This window comes from Streptomyces sp. NPDC022910 (assembly GCF_055561075.1).
In genome coordinates this window covers 22515-36972 of record NZ_JBVHHL010000070.1, presented here as the reverse complement: position 1 = coordinate 36972, position 14458 = coordinate 22515, and the positions used below count along the sequence as shown (strand labels likewise).

Below are 14458 nucleotides of genomic sequence, written 5' to 3'. Positions count from 1 at the left end.
CCCGCGGAGCGGGTAAGAGCCTGCTGCGCAGGCTCTGAGGGAACTTCCGCGCGAAGCGCGGAAGTTGGAGTGAAGCCCCGCGCTGCGCGCGGGAAAACGAAGTGGGATTCCTCGCGGCGCGAGGAGTTGGGCTCTGCGCTGCGCTCCGAGCCTTGTTTCCTTCCGTCAGAACTTTCGCTATATCCGGAGATTGGGCTGGTGCCCTCCGGCTCTCCGCTGACGCTCCGAGCCGGCGGCTCCTTCGTCGCTGCGCTCCTGGAAGGAGCCTGGGGGTCCGTCCGCTGCGCTCCCGGACCCTGCCCGCATGCGCGGGCAGCCGGCTACGAGGCGATGTGGCCGGGGTGCTTAGTCGGCTGTTTCCTTCGTTCCAGAACTTTTGGTGAATCCGGATTCAGGGTGTGTGCCTCCTTGGGCTGAAGGTTGCGGAAGCGGGGTGTGGTGTGTCCGGGTGGGTGAGGTGATGTCAGCTGGGGTCGGCTGTACAGACATTGAGTTCCTTCTCGTGCTCGGGCGGGGTGTCAGTCGTGCTGCCACCAGGTCACTGCGAGGCCGGCCAGGAGAGCCCCGATGTGGCGGGACGGCTCCGGTGAGGAGCGCTACGGAGACAACGCGGCGCCACGAGACGGGGTCGGGCGTCACGTGGTCCTGGTGCGGGGTGGTGGAGGGGGTGCGGTTCTTCTTCGGCATGGCGGGAGTCCGTTCGGGCAGGGGGCGGCGGCGCGGGCTGTGGTGCTGGGGCCAGTGAGCTAGAGCCGCAGGTCTGCAGAAATTTGCGCTTCTCGGGGTTGTAATGGTGGGCATGGCACGAGGAGCGCCGAGTCCGGCCGATCTGCGGGTGATCCGCGAACTTGCCGCGCGGGAGGTTGTGGTGACGGCCAGCCAGTTGGAGAGCTGGCGGCGGGCGGGTTTGTTGCCGCGTCACCGGCGCCCCGGGCTCGGGCGCGGGCAGGGGTCGGTGGTGGACGCGGTCGATCCGGTGGTGGTGGAGAGCGCCGCGGCGCTGGCGCGGCATCTTCGGCAGGGACGAGACCGTCGGCTGGCCGTGCTGGAGTGGTTCGCCAAGGCCGGCATGGGCGTGCGGCCGGGGGCGGTTCAGGTGCCGGAGCCCCCCATCGGCGCCGTGCGTCAGGCTCTCGTCTGGGCGCTGGAGAAGTCGGTGTCCCACCGGCTGGTGGAGCTCGCTCGCAGCGCGGCCGGGACGGGTGAGGAGGGGCAGGACGCGCTGTATGCGACCGCCGGGCGGCTCGTGGCACCGCGCCGCGGGGCGGCGAACCCCGCCCTGGTGCGCGCGGCCCTCGAAGCCGGCGAGGACGTGCCGGTGGAGGCCGAGGGGCCGGACTCCAGGAGCATGGTGCACCTGGTAGCCGCGATCGGCTTGGGGGTGCATGAGGTTGGGGCGGACGCGCTGGCCGAGGCGTTCGCCGCGTTCGGCATGTTCGGTCTGACGGTCGAGGACTGGGCGCAGATGCTGGGGGCGGCCGAGCGGGGCGAGGGGCCGCCGGTGGACTGGGGGCTGTTGGAGCGGTACGTGGATGCGGTGGGTGTGGTGAGGCGGGCCCGTGATGAGGAGCTCGTGCGTGCGCGGACCGTGCTGCTCGGTCTTCGCGGGTTCTACGGGCTGTATGTGATGCACGGGCTGCTCATGCCGGACACACCGGCGCAGGCCGCGCTGCGGCAGCGGATCGACGAATGGGGCATGTTCCCCTTCCTGGACCACCTCATCACCGTCAGCCCCTCCCCCGGCCAGTTCGCCGAGTCCCTGGCGGTCTGCCTCGAACCGCCCTTCGACAACCTGTACGAGGCGCTCATGGAGCAGCTCGCAGCCGACCCGTACGTCTTCCGGATCCCCGGCGACGACACAGGCGCCGCCGGCTTCGGCGAGGCGTGGATACGCACCCTGCGCGAACAGACCGTGGCCGGGTGAGAGTCAGGCGGTGGCGTGCAGCAGGAGGCTCGCCGAGAGCGCGCTGGGCCTGTTCTGTCGGATGACTACCCCCTGCAAGTGGCGTAGGCCAAAGCTGGTGTTGGGCTTGGCTGTGCCGAATTGACCAAGGGATTTGCCTGATTGAGAGCCGTCATCTTGAAGTCGGTCTGTTTTAGTTGGAGATGGGCGTAGCCTTGGGTGGAGTCGGCGGAGTTCGTTGTCGTCGGCTGCGCACCGCTCTGGCTACATGGAACTGCATGCCGCAGGGTTCGAACTGAGGCATGAAGAGCGGCTGGCACCCGTCGTCGACGGGAGTTCGGTCCCCTGGGGATCCGACTGACCAGCAGCTCGCCTAGGACCGTGGAACGCCGGTCGGCACGGGACATCGCGGAGACATGAGCCGCTGGTGGAGCGTGACGGCGCTCGCCGCCCCCTGTGGACGGCGCGCAGTGGAGGCAGTGGCTCACGCCCTGCCCGCGGGTATTTCCTGCTGCGCGCGATGCCCAGGAGGGCAAGATCGTGACTTCTTCGTTCGACGACTTCGACGGCCTGGACGGGCAGGAGCCCGACGAGGGGCTGCCGCCCCTGCTGCGCCGCCCCGAGCCGGTCGCGGACCCGCTGCCGGTGACCAAGCTCCGCGGCACCCGTAAGGAGCTGCTCGACAACCCCGACGCCTCACTGGATGAGGCCGCGGCGAACGCCATCACCTCGGGTGCGGTGGACCCGGCTCGGCTGCAGGCCCTCGTGGCCGGTAAGCCGATCAACCTGCTGACGGCCAAGCCGGTGGTCGGCGGGATGCTGTACGCGACCGCGCCGCACTACCGCTACCTCGACCTCGACGTCCTGCCGGACTTCATCAACCAGCGGTGGGCGGACCAGCTGCACACGGCCATGGACGTGGCGCCGTCCACGTCGCTGGTGCCGGCGTACGAGACCGTGGTCGATCCGAAGACCGGCAAGCCGCTCGCGATCTTCACGGTGCGTATGCCGGACCGCAAGGCGCTGGCCGAGGCGGTGCGCGAGAGCATGCGGAAGACGTACGAGGCCCAGAAGGGCGAGAACGTCTACACCTCGAGTGTGCTCCAGCAGGGCGTGAAGGAGCCGCTGACGCTGTTCGTGATGCGCGTCGTGTACGACGACGGCACCGAGGACACCTTCCTGGTCGCGGGCGACGGCAACAGCCGGATGGTGAGCATGTGGCTGGCGCGCACCGGTGGCGACATCGAGAAGGCGATCTCGGCCTGCACCGCCTCCGTCATCGGTTCCACCGAGCGGTCCGGCGGGCGCAGCCGCGCGGAGCAGGCGGCCACGCGGCGGCGGGTGGGCGAGCTGACGAAGCGGACCCGTAAGAACCTGGCGGCGCCCACGCTGACCGAGGCGACCCGACGCGAAGGCCACACGCTGGCCTTCCCCGCCACCGTCGTGGTCGGCGCGCAGGCGGACGGGGGTGAGCCGCTGACGGACCTGGTGGCGGCGCGGGACGACCTGCTGGCCACCCTGCACGTCCGCGTCACCGCCTGGACGCCGGGGGCGCAGAACACGCAGGGCATGCAGCGGGTCTACCGGCACGCCCTGCGCGAGGGTCTGATCACCCCGGACGTGCACCGGGTCCTGTCGGGCACGGTGGGCACGCAGACCATGCACGAGCTGCTCGGGGTGCCGGCGCACCGGCTGTGGTCGGCTGCCGTCCACCAGCACGCGGTGCTCGCCGGACCGCACGCGGACGCCATGAACCAGTTGATCAAGCAGGAATTCGGGATGGTCCAGGCCCGCCGACAGCCGATCAGCGAGCGGCTGGCGCCCATGGCGCTGTCTGCCTACCGCAGCAAGGAGGGCATCGAGCAGCCGCTGCGGGCCTTCGGCAACGGCGGCACGATCACCGACCGGGTGTGGAAACAGCCGTGGGAGCTGACCAAGGGCGACGACGTCTTCGGGGTGCTCGACGACATCCTCAAGCGTGCCCTGACCGGCGAGGAGGACGCCGTCGCGGAGCTGACTGTGCTGGGCGGGACCGCCGCGATCCTCGACGGGTACATCACACGGGACCGCGGCTCGAAGGAGGGCACCGACCGCGACAGCTACAAGGCGCCCTTCCGGGCGACGCCGGTCAAGCTCCTGGCGCTGCTGTCGAAGACCTCCGGCGGGCTGAAGATGCTGCACTCCATCGCCGTCGCCCACGTCGCCGCCGACCCGGCCGTGCTGCCGAAGCTGTTCCACACCCAGGACCGTGAGGTCGGCGGCGTGATGGTCCACGACGGCGAGCCCATGCTCGACAGCACCGGTGTGCAGGAGATCCTCGACTACGAGTGGGACCTCGTCCACGCCGCCGACCCGGCCCAGGCCTTGGCCGCCATCGCCAAGAACCGCGCGGCGGCCAAGGCCAAGATGAACGGCACGTCGGCGGAACCGGAGGCCGAGGACGCGCGGCTGCGCCGACTGCTGGAGCAGGGCATCACGGGCGCGGCCAAGGCCGGGCGGGCCCTGGCCCGTATGAGTCAGAAGCGCGGCAACCAGGTCTTCGGCACCTTCGGGGCCGTCGAGGCGCTGCGTGTGCAGCTCGGCAATCTCAACGGGATCCTCACGAAGTTCGGGCCCGCCGATCCCTCGATCTTCGTGGTCGACGAGGACGTCGACGGGGACGAGGAGGACGCCGAGTGAGCACGGCTCTGACTGTGCCGGCGGCGATCGGCCAGGCGCTGCAGCCGGTCCTGCGGCTGATGGACCCGGTGCTCGACCTCCCCGCGACCGCAGAGGGCCGCAGGGGCGTGGTGGTGTGCCGGGCCAGCCCGGCCGTGGTGCGTCGCCGGGTGGCGTCGAGCTGCGCGGTGTATGTCGCGTGGGACAACCGCCGTGGGTGCCGGTACGTGGGCAGCGTGTGCCGCCAGGGCCCGGGCGCGGTCGGCGACCGGCTGGCCGAGCACTACGCCCACCGCACGGCCGGGGTGTCCCGGCGGACGTCCTGGTGCCTGCTGACCGTGCTCCCGCTGTCGGAGGGGACCTCCTTGGAGGCGGTCCGCGTCGCCGAGGGGTGGACGGCCCGGCTGCTGAACCCGGCGGACGGCTCGGCCCACCCGCGGGTGGATCTCACACAGACGCCCGCGACGCTGGTCTCCTTGCATGGCCCCGTGCGGTAGGAGACAGCTGTCGAAGCAGGGACGCCCCCGCAGGTCTCGAGAGGAGACCGAAGCGCGGCCTTTCGCCCCCGCGGGGGCGTTCCTGCTTCTGCACCACCGAGACGCGCTGGCTCTACGCTTTTGCCATGCAGCTGCCCGCCCTCCAGCAGCTCCACATCGCCCTGAGCCGCTCCCTGGCCGACCCCGAGATCAACACCGGGGACAAGCGAGCTGAGCGCCTGCGCACCGCGGTGTCCACACTGGAGCACGCGGCCACTGACCTCCCGCTGGCCGCTTCCCGAGCGCGGTCAGCGCGGTCTGCCCCCGGGACGCCGTCGCCGCCTTGCCCTTGTAGCCGAGGTGGCGCTGCCACCGGGCGTACACGGCGAGCGTGAGCGTCCCGTTTCGAGCCGTCGGCCGCGTAGGTCTTGTGCTCCTGCTTGGTCTTCCGGGTCGGTCTTGGCGGCCTTGACCAATTGGGACAGGTCGACGGTCGGCACGGACTTGGCCGGCGTGGTGCTCGGGGTCAACGCCGCGGCGCGAGACCAGCGGTAGGAGTTCACCGCCTTGCCGCCGCGCGCGGGCAGGCGAGGACGGATCCGCATTCACCACTGTGGCCTGGCGGGCAATTCTGGTGGCCGTCCGCCGGTCTGCCCGGCATGCTCCGAGGGTGAACACTTCCTCCGACCTGCTCCCTGTCGTCTACGCCGACGAGTCCGCGAACTCCGGGCAGAACCTTCTCGATCCCCATCAGCCGGTGTTCACGCTGGCTGGGGTGCATCTGCCCGATGAGCTGGCCGCGTCGATCGTAGATGAGGTCCGGTCCAAACTTCCGCCCACCCAGGGAGAGCCCAAGTACGGTTCTCTCGCCCGGTCGTCGGGGGGCCGGAGGGCTTTGAGGCGGGCCTTTGAGAGCATGCCCGAGGGAAGCGTTCGCAGTTATCTGATGGACAAGCGGTTCATGGTGGTCACCAAGCTGGTCGACGTTCTGGTGGAGCCGCTGGCCGATGCGGACGGTCTCAACCTGTATGAGGACCAGGCCGGTCTGGCCTTGGCTGAGTTGCTGCGCATGGCCGGCCCAGTCCTCGGCGACGCTGCGGCCTTTCACCAGATGCTCCAGGCCTTCGTCGACTGGGTGCGTCAGCGGGTGGCGACCGACGACTTCTTCACCGCCATAGGCGCCTACAAGGCGTCGATCCCGGAGGAGCACACGGACTTCGCCGGATGGATCGAGTTGCTGGAAAACTGCCGGGAGGTGGCCGCCGAGACCGCTGCCGACCTCGCAACCGGCGAACAGCGCGACATCCTCGACCCGGCGGTACCGGCGCTGTACTGCCTCTGCACCAGCTTCGGTGAGGATGTCGGGCGGTTCCGTCTCGTCCATGACACTTCAAAGGTGATCGACCGGAACGCGACGCTTCTGGGCATGGTGCATCTCCTCCCGGATCTCGCCCGCCCCGGCCGCTTCAACGACCCGCTCCCGGCCGTACAGATCGACTTCGCGGACAGCACCTCCCATCCCCAGCTCCAGATTGCGGACTGGGCAGCAGGTGCGGTACGGCAATGGGCCGCCCACTTGGCAGTCGGTGGCGGTGACCGGTTCTCGGAGGAACTGGCGGACGTGGTGAAGCCCTGGGTGGTCGGCGCTGTATGGCCAGCCGGGACCGTCGATCTGCGCGCGTCCAGGTCCGGAAGGGGGTGACCGCGGTCCTCCAAGCCCGCGCGACGGCCGAGTGGGTGCACGAGCGAGCGCAGCCACGCGCACAAGCTGCCCGCGCAGCACCTCGGTCGCCTCACGGATTTGTGGGACCACTCCCCGTCGGCGCCGCCCGTTCTCGGCGTCCTGTGCGTGCCCCCGTCCAGCTGAAGGCGGCGGCGCAGCCGCGCGCCTCCGCCAAGTTCTTGGGGGCCCGCTACCGCAGCGGTGTCAGCCTCAGGCTCGGCGTGCAGGCGCTGTTCGAGGACGTGGGGTAAGGAGGAGCGCTCCGACGACGCCGAGCGGGCTGCATCTCGGGGTCGCCAGCACGCGGCCGGAGAAGCTGTACGGCACGGGCCCGGACAACCTGTGGGCGCTCTCGGCGGCGCGGCAGGCGGTCGTCGAGCTGAAGACGGGGTGTGTCACCGACACGATTGCGAAGAAGGATATGGACCAGCTTGGCGGCAGCGTCCGCTGGCTCAACGGTCACAATCCGGAGGTGGAGGCCCTGGCGATCATGCTGCATCCCAGCCGGGTCTGCGATGCCAAGGCCATCGCGGTGCCGGGCATGCGGTCGTCACCCCGGCCCTGTTCGAGAAGTTGAAGGAGGCCGTGACGGCCTACGCGGCCGCGCTCGCGAGCAGCCCGGACCGCTGGGCGGACGAGCAGGCCGTCCGTGAACAGCTCGCGCACCACAAGCTCACCGGCGACCGGTTCTTCACCGCCTACTCCGAACCCCTGCGCGCCTGATCAACTCCAGGGAGACCAAAGGGGCCTGGGCCGGTATGGGTCTGCCGCGTACACCGGCAGGCCGTCCCGGCCTGCGGAGGCGTGTCCCCCGGGCGTGGCTGGGCGTCCCCGCCGGCACCGGTGTGGGCCCGGGCCGGTCGGGGAAGGCAGGGGGCCGGAGCGGCGGCCCCTCGGCGTGCGTCAGGCAGCCGGGCGGGCGGCGAGGTCGGCGGCGGTACACTCGAAGCGGACGGCCTCCTGCAGGGTGAACATGCAGTCGGCGTCGGTCAGTTCGTCCTCGTCGGGGATGCGTGCGGCCTCCCGCATCGTGCGCAGGGCCGCCGCCGCGACGACCGCGACCGGGTCGGTCGTGGTGTAGAGCCGCTCGAACATCCTCGGCTCGGTGAGCCATCCGCCGGCCCGCACCCCGTAGATCGCGGGATTGCAGATGTGACTGGCGCCGACAAGCCGGTCCAGGACGTCCGCGGCCGCGCGCAGCAACTCCGCGCACGCCTCTTCCTCGGCGGCTGCCTCCAGCACCATGGCGACGACCTGCATGAGGGGCGCGTCGTGCACCGTGACCTCGCCGGCGGCGTGTTCGTTCACGGCGGGCTGAAGGCGTGCGCGGGCGGCGAGGTTGCCTTGCGTCCACTGCAGGGCGTGCTTCAGCTCGCGGTCTTTCACTACCCAGGCCACCGCCGCGTCCACCATGCGGGCCGCCTTCTCCCCCTCCGCTCCGAAACCGGCGCGCAGCTGCGCGGCGAGGCGGCGGGCGAACCCGACGTGGGCGGGTTCCCTGCGGGCCCCGCGCGGGCCGAGCTTCTCGCGCAGCATCTCGGTGTACTTGCCCTTGCGGGCGGCGGGGCCGTACTCAAGGAGGGTTCGGGTGCCAGCCGCTGGCAGGATGGGCCCGATGGGGGCGCACCGAGCTCCATCGGGGGGAGAGAACGAGGGCATGCTGAGAGCCGGAACGACCTGCACCGACGCCATCAGTTTCCTGGATAACGATCTCGTGGCCGGGAGCCTGAATGATGTCTCCATCCGGATCCCTCACATGATGAAAACGGGCGCGGATGCCGAGGCCGAGATGCGGGCCGTGCGCACGCGGTACGACGAGTGGATCTGGAAAGCCGCCGAGGAGCTCAACCGGCGGTTCAGCGACCGGGAGATCGCGGGACAGCTCCGCGCGGGCCGCTACCGGGCGATCCTCACCGCGCCGCTGGACGAGGCCCGGCTGATGATGTACGTGGAACTCTCCGAGCTCCGGGACTACTTCAGAACCGTGGCCAACCGGTTGCGTGCCATGCAGCAGCGGTACTGGCGCGCCGGTGCCGTCCGGTACGCGGTGCTGGACACGAACACCACGCTGCACTTCACGCGGTTCGACAAGGTCCCCTGGCAGAAGGTGTTCGGGAAGGGCACCGCGGTCATGGTGCCGCACGTCGTGGTCGACGAGATCGACACCAAGAGCTACCAGACCGGGGATAAGAAGATCTCCCGGCGGGCGCGCGGCGTGTTCCGGTTGCTGGAGTCGGTGCTGGAAGCAGGGCCCGAAAAGGCTATCGCGGACGACGGAACCTCCGTGTTCATCGCGGACGATGAGCCCGGGCACGCCCGCCTTGCTGTGCCGGACGACGAGTTGGTGGCCTCGGCACTGCGTCTGCGCCAAGCCGTCGCTCCCGCGGAGGTGGTCGTCGTCAGCCGCGACATCGGCGTACGGACCCGCGCCCGCGCCTGGGGGCTGCCTGCACGGCCCCTGCCCGACACGTACCTGATCGAGGGCGGCGAGCTTCGCCGGCTGGAACTGGAACAGGCAGCCGCCGAGCTCGTGCCGGGCGGGGGCGTACCAAAGCAGCCCGAACCGAAGGAATCGGCCGCATCCTCCCCCGACCCGGCGGCACGTCAGGCAGGGAGCGGCTCGTGAACGAACAGGACGGACAGGACGAGCAGGACGGGCGGGGCCGCCAGGACCGCGCGGACGCGGTGGACCGCGAGATGGCCGCACGCCTGCTGCCCGGTCCCGTTGTACGGGCGCTGGGCCGCTGGTGGGAGACGAATGCGGCTGCTTACGCGGACGGGACACCCGGCGCGCACACGATCCGGTACACGCCCGGCCGGTGGGCGCAGATCACTCCGTGGCCCAAGGCGCTGGCGCCCACCTCCGCAGGCGGTGACGCTGCGGTCAGCCGGGCGGAGGTGGCCTCGGCCGTCGCCGACGCGCTGCGGCGGGAGGCGTTCCGGGAGGTGCTGGTCGCAACCTATGTGTGGGGCAAGGGAAAACGCGGCACTCCCGGCGGCAGCGGACCGTCAACCCTCCACAAGATCCTGGCCTTCGACGGCCTCGACGCGGCGCTGGCCGCCGCGGTCACCGCATTGCGCGAGCACGGTGCACCACAGGCGTACGCCGCGCTCCAGGGACAGGTTCCCGGGCTCGGGCCGGCCTTCTTCACCAAGTTCCTCTACTTCACCGGTACCGCCGTACCACCCGCCCGCGGACCGCGGCCGATCATCCTCGACCGCGTGCTAGCCAGCCGTCTGCGGCAACTGGCCGCTGCCGTCGGCCGGGAGAGCGGCCACGATATGGACGGCTCGATCGCTGCCTGGGTGTGGTCGGACGGGAACTGGTCGCCCCACCGCTACCGGGTCTACCTCTCCTTCATGCACGCCGCCGCCGACCAGCTGGCCGCAGAGGACAGCTGGCCGTCCGGCGCGGCCCCCGACCTCCTCGAATGCGCGCTGTTCACCACCGCCTGGGAGACATCCGGCTAAGCGGCACCGCAACCGGGAGCGGGCAGGGGCGCTGCCGGCGTGCTCGGTCAGTGGGCCTGGGCGCGCGGTGTAGTGCTCCTGCAGTCGGCGCAGCATGCTGCGGCAGTACCGGGCCAGGGACCGGTGGCGCGGTAGCCTATGGAAGATGCCCCGCGACCTGGATCGCGCGCCAGGCGTCGATGTCGCTGTCCAGCGCGGCCAGCAGACTACTGACCATGTGCCTCGCCCCCGAGATCGCCACGCTCGCCACCTGGCTGGAGTCGGTGCTGGCCGAACAGGCCAGCACCGGACAGGGGCTGCTGCGGCTGCCCGGCGCCGAACAGGAGGGACCGGAGGTGTTCATGCAGGCATGGATCGGCCACCTCCGCCAGCTCGCCGACCGGGCACGCGACCGCCGCACCGGCGCCGACGGGGCACAGCCGTCCACCCGAGCGCCGTCAGACACCGGGCCGGCCGGGAGCAACACGGAGCAGGGCCCGTGACCGGGCACGACCGAGAAGGACGGTGGACTCGGCGTCGCGGCTCATCGCCCACCGGCCCACGCGGCGGCCCGCGCCGTCGTACGGCGCCCACAGGCTGCGGCAGCGCCGTTCCTCCTTGCCGAGCCGCTTGAGCAGGGCGGCGCAGGTCCCGGTGGTTTACAGAGTGGTGTCCTCCCACTCTCCGGGCTCCTCGTGGATCTTCTGCAGCAGCCCGGCGAAGGTGTCGCTCTCCAGGAGGAGGGCGTTGAACTGCAGCGGGATCCGCTTGTCGTTGATCTCGGCCGTGGGTGTACCTGGGCCTTCGGGTTCCTTGGCTCCCCCGGCCTTCTCGTAGGCGTTCTGGGAGGCGGTGACGAAGCCGCGGTACTTCATGGATCTCACCGCCGCGTCGAACTCCGGGCCGCGCAGTCCCTCCACCTTGCCCGCCAGTCGAAGCAGGTAGGCGTCCGTGAAGCCGTCGACGCTCTCCTCGGGCTGGTTGGCGTAGAGCACCTCGTGGTACTCCACGAACTTGCCTTCCTCCAGCGCGGCGCGCAGCGCGTTGACCGCCTTCTTCGAACCGGTGCCGCCGACCCGGTCGTCCAGGAAGGAGGCGAGGGTGTACTCGGCTCTTGTCCAGCGTTCGAGCATCGCCTTCCGCAGTTGCGGACCGCCGCCGGTGGTCTCGAACTCCTCGCAGTACGGACAGCGGGGGTCCTCATACAGGTGCACCTTCACCGGCGCGTCGGGATCGCCGACCGTGATGGTGGTGCCGTCCGTACCCAGTTTCTCCGGTAGCTCCTCAGCGCTCGCGAAGTCAGACCCGTACTGCGCCTCTCGCTGCCCGCACCCCACCATCACCAGCACTGCAGCCGCGCACGCCACAGCCCACCGCCCCCTGCGCACCATGCGTCATCCCCTCCCCTTGAGAACAGCGCGACCTTAGATCATCCGTACGACAACCGCACCAGCGAAACCCTTCACCAGGCCCGCCCCCGCAAGTTCTCTGCCGGCGCAGTCTCCGGCCGGGCTTCCACAGGTCCGGGCGGCCGGCGCCGCCGTGTGTCTGGTGTGGGTGCTGGAGCGGTCGGCCGGAGTGCCGCCCGGGGCGGGCGAGGAGGCGCAGGGGGCCAGGTCGCGGTGTATCCGGTCGGCTTCCCCGCGGACCTGGACGGGGATGTCGCGCGTTCGGCGACGAGGCGGTCGTAGACGGGGGTCTGTTGGAACACGGTGGGGCGGTTTCCCTTCAGCGGGCGGTACGCCGGACCGGCGCAGCATGCGGGCCCCGGACACGCCGCGCTGGCAGCGGGCGTTCAGGCCAGGACGGCGGGGACGGCGGCCTCGGTTGTCCAGTCGCCGTCGAAGAGGGCGGCGACCAGGCAGGCATGGGTGTCGGGGAGTTGGCCGGTGCGGTGCTTGGTGCGGGCTTTGGCGAGCCAGGCTCCGATCTTGACGGTGTCGCCGTCGACGCGGATGGTCTCGCGTGCTGTGGGGGCGCGGCCTTCGCGGTGGAGGAAGAGTTCCAGGAGCTGGACGGTCTGTTCGAAGGTGCGGCGGGTGCGGCGGGCCGGGGAGAGGGGGTTGGTGTCGGGGGTGAGGCCGAGGGCGGTCAGTAGGTGCTGCTGGCCGGGGTGGAGGGCGGGCCAGGTGGTCAGTTGGCGGTGGAGCCAGGAGCCGATCTTCACTCCTGCCAGGAGGGTCTCGCGGGTGAGGGCGGCCGGGTCGGCACTGGAGGCGAGGTGGGCGCGCAGCAGGTGGTATTTGCGGTGCCAGTCCGCGCCGTGGGGCAGCCGCCAGTCGGCGGCGAGGGCGGTGAGGGCGTCGGCGCGGGCGGCATCAAGGGTGTTCTTGGCGGCGAGGTGGCGTTGTTCGGCGAGCCAGGCGCCGACGGGGGTGGTGGCGGGGGCGGCGAGGTGGGCGTGGGTGCGGTGGTAGTCGGCTGCTGCGGCGAGGCGGGCGCGCCAGGCGGCGTCGTGCTTGTCCCAGATCATGTCCAGCGCGTCGAGTTCGGCGATCCAGTCGGCTTCGAGGCGTCCGGCCTTCGCGGCGTCGCGCATGGTGGTGATGAAGGTGCCCAGCCGGTAGCCGGTGGGGTCGGTGTAGTCGGCGGGGACGTCGAGGTGGCCGTACTGGTCGCGGTAGGACTGGGCGGCGGCGAGCCCGAGGCGGCGGGAGCGGGAGACGGACGCCTCGCGGGGGTCGAAGGAGGCCAGGTCCATGGCGCGGGCGATGCGTTCGGGGTGGACGGTGAAGTCGAAGTGCCAGCGGCGTTCGATGACATCGCTGGTCTCCTTGTGCAGGCGGTTGGCCTTGTCCGGGAGGCGCTCGAGGATGCGGTGGTCGTGGCTGGCCAGCGCGCAGGCGATCGCCCAGACGGGTTCGTAGGCGGTGCCGAGGATGTTCTCGCCTTCGGCGCCGGGCGGTACGTAGACGGGGACGATCAGTGAGGCGGTCTTGCCGCTCACGTCGAGGCGCAGGGCGCGGCCGAGTGCCTGGACGCAGCGGATGACGCTGCGGGTGGGGTCGGCGAAGACGATGGCATCCACGCTGGGGATGTCGACGCCTTCGGCGATCAGGCGGGAGTTGGCGAGGATGGCGCAGTCGGCGGCGGCAAACGCGGTGAAGGTGTCGGCGCGCTGGGCGGGGGTGTGCTCGCCGTGGGCGAAGAACAGCTCCGGGGTGATATCCGGGCACACAGTGGGGTCGGTCCGGGCCAGCAGGCGCAGGGTGTGGGGCAGTTCGCGGGCGAAGCGGCGGGCGTCGGAGACAAGGTTGAAGTAGACCAGGACTTTCTGCAGGCCGTGTTCGGTCATGGCGCGCAGGACGGACAGGTGCAGGGCGGTGGTGCGCAGCGCGCTGTCCTGCTCCTCGCCGTTGCCGTCGCCTAGAGTGGTGCCGGGGGCGGGGAGATTGAGGCGGCGTCGCAGGTCGGCGTCGGTGAGGGTGGGCACCACGATGCGGTAGTCCGCCGCCCGGCCGTCCTCCACCGCCTGCGCGAGCGGGTACTCGAAGACCTTCTTGCCGTAGACGGCCTCGTTGTCCATGGAGTTGGCGAACGCATCCACGTCCGGCCCGGCAGCGGCAGGGAGGCGGCGCGGGCGGGTGGTGTCGGCGGACTCGGCCAGCTCGGGGGCGGCAAAGATCCTTGGGGTGGCGGTCATGTAAAGGCGGCGGTCCGCGCGGATCCGCTGCGCGTCGTTGACGACGGCCCACTTCTTGTCGGCCCGTCCCGCGATCCGGTGGGCTTCATCCATGACCGCCAGGTCGAACGGCGGGACCGCGTAGGCCGTGTTCTGCGTTTCCTCGATCTTGTTCAGGGAGTCGTAGGTGCAGATCACCGTCAGTGCCGGGATCTGGTCCTCGCTCTCCCCCACCACCGACATCAGCCCGCCCAGCGCGTGCGGGTCAGTGGTCGACATGACGCGGGCCGCGACCAGATCGTCGCGCCCCGCGGCATCCAGGGAGGAGACGATCACCATGTGCTCGCCGTGGCCGTCCCGGCGCCACGCCAGGGCCGTCTGGGCCGCCAGGTCAAGGGTGGGGACCACGAACAGCACCAGCCGCGCGCCGAGTTCGTCCGCTGTGCGGATCGACACCAGCGTCTTGCCGGTGCCCGTCGCCGACACGAACAGACCCCGCGTCCCTGCGCGCCGCAGATGCCGTGCCAGCCGCGTGACCGCCTCCGCCTGGTCGGGAAAGAGCCGCGCGCGCTCGGGGCGGGCAGGCCTCGGCAGTTCCACCACAGTCATGACAGCTCTCCTCTGGG

The 14458-nt window shown here is 70.7% G+C and carries 13 protein-coding genes; 10 read left to right on the top strand and 3 right to left on the bottom strand.

Annotated features, from left to right (window positions below):
• Positions 1-799 precede the first annotated feature (799 nt).
• From ACZ3TS_RS37235 to ACZ3TS_RS37205, 7 genes are all read left to right on the top strand, one after another.
• Positions 800-1924: a hypothetical protein gene (locus ACZ3TS_RS37235; RefSeq protein ID WP_467626374.1), complete on the top strand. Its 1125-nt coding sequence runs from the start codon at positions 800-802 to the stop codon at positions 1922-1924.
• A 519-nt stretch (positions 1925-2443) separates the two neighbouring features.
• Complete coding sequence (locus ACZ3TS_RS37230) at positions 2444-4582, top strand: hypothetical protein (RefSeq protein WP_467626373.1); 2139 nt, start codon at positions 2444-2446, stop codon at positions 4580-4582.
• Entirely contained in the window at positions 4579-5058 is a 480-nt protein-coding gene (locus tag ACZ3TS_RS37225; RefSeq protein ID WP_467626372.1) for a hypothetical protein, read from the top strand. The genes ACZ3TS_RS37230 and ACZ3TS_RS37225 overlap by 4 nt, the downstream gene beginning before the upstream one ends.
• A gap of 613 nt (positions 5059-5671) precedes the next feature.
• Positions 5672-6739: a DUF3800 domain-containing protein gene (locus ACZ3TS_RS37220; protein WP_467626375.1), complete on the top strand. Its 1068-nt coding sequence runs from the start codon at positions 5672-5674 to the stop codon at positions 6737-6739.
• Between the two features lie 143 nt (positions 6740-6882).
• On the top strand, positions 6883-7011 hold the full coding sequence (locus ACZ3TS_RS37215) for a hypothetical protein (protein WP_467626371.1): 129 nt from the start codon (positions 6883-6885) through the stop codon (positions 7009-7011).
• Positions 7012-7181: 170 nt separating this feature from the next.
• Positions 7182-7337 (top strand): hypothetical protein, encoded by a 156-nt coding sequence (locus ACZ3TS_RS37210; protein ID WP_467626370.1) that lies wholly within the window; start codon positions 7182-7184, stop codon positions 7335-7337.
• Positions 7338-7345: 8 nt separating this feature from the next.
• Complete coding sequence (locus tag ACZ3TS_RS37205; protein WP_467626369.1) at positions 7346-7483, top strand: hypothetical protein; 138 nt, start codon at positions 7346-7348, stop codon at positions 7481-7483.
• Positions 7484-7663: 180 nt separating this feature from the next.
• On the opposite strand, the gene ACZ3TS_RS37200 is transcribed toward ACZ3TS_RS37205, so the two are convergent.
• Complete coding sequence (locus ACZ3TS_RS37200; RefSeq protein WP_467626367.1) at positions 7664-8452, bottom strand: hypothetical protein; 789 nt, start codon at positions 8450-8452, stop codon at positions 7664-7666.
• Positions 8453-8516: 64 nt separating this feature from the next.
• Here ACZ3TS_RS37200 and ACZ3TS_RS37195 point away from each other — a divergent pair, with 64 nt between their 5' ends.
• The 3 genes from ACZ3TS_RS37195 (at position 8517) to ACZ3TS_RS37185 (ending at position 10713) form a co-directional block, all read left to right on the top strand.
• Positions 8517-9386, top strand: a complete 870-nt coding sequence (locus ACZ3TS_RS37195; RefSeq protein WP_467626366.1) for a PIN domain-containing protein — start codon at positions 8517-8519, stop codon at positions 9384-9386.
• Positions 9383-10231, top strand: coding sequence for an 8-oxoguanine DNA glycosylase OGG fold protein (locus tag ACZ3TS_RS37190; RefSeq protein ID WP_467626365.1), 849 nt, complete (start codon positions 9383-9385; stop codon positions 10229-10231). Before ACZ3TS_RS37195 ends, ACZ3TS_RS37190 begins: the two co-directional genes overlap by 4 nt.
• 215 nt (positions 10232-10446) lie before the next feature.
• The gene (locus tag ACZ3TS_RS37185; RefSeq protein ID WP_467626364.1) at positions 10447-10713 is read left to right on the top strand and encodes a hypothetical protein; all 267 of its coding nucleotides are present in this window, start codon (positions 10447-10449) and stop codon (positions 10711-10713) included.
• Between the two features lie 156 nt (positions 10714-10869).
• Here the strand turns inward: ACZ3TS_RS37185 and ACZ3TS_RS37180 are convergent, their stop codons facing one another.
• Positions 10870-11601 (bottom strand): DsbA family protein, encoded by a 732-nt coding sequence (locus ACZ3TS_RS37180; protein ID WP_467626363.1) that lies wholly within the window; start codon positions 11599-11601, stop codon positions 10870-10872.
• 404 nt (positions 11602-12005) lie between these two features.
• Positions 12006-14441, bottom strand: a complete 2436-nt coding sequence (locus tag ACZ3TS_RS37175) for a helicase associated domain-containing protein (RefSeq protein ID WP_467626362.1) — start codon at positions 14439-14441, stop codon at positions 12006-12008.
• Positions 14442-14458 lie beyond the last annotated feature (17 nt).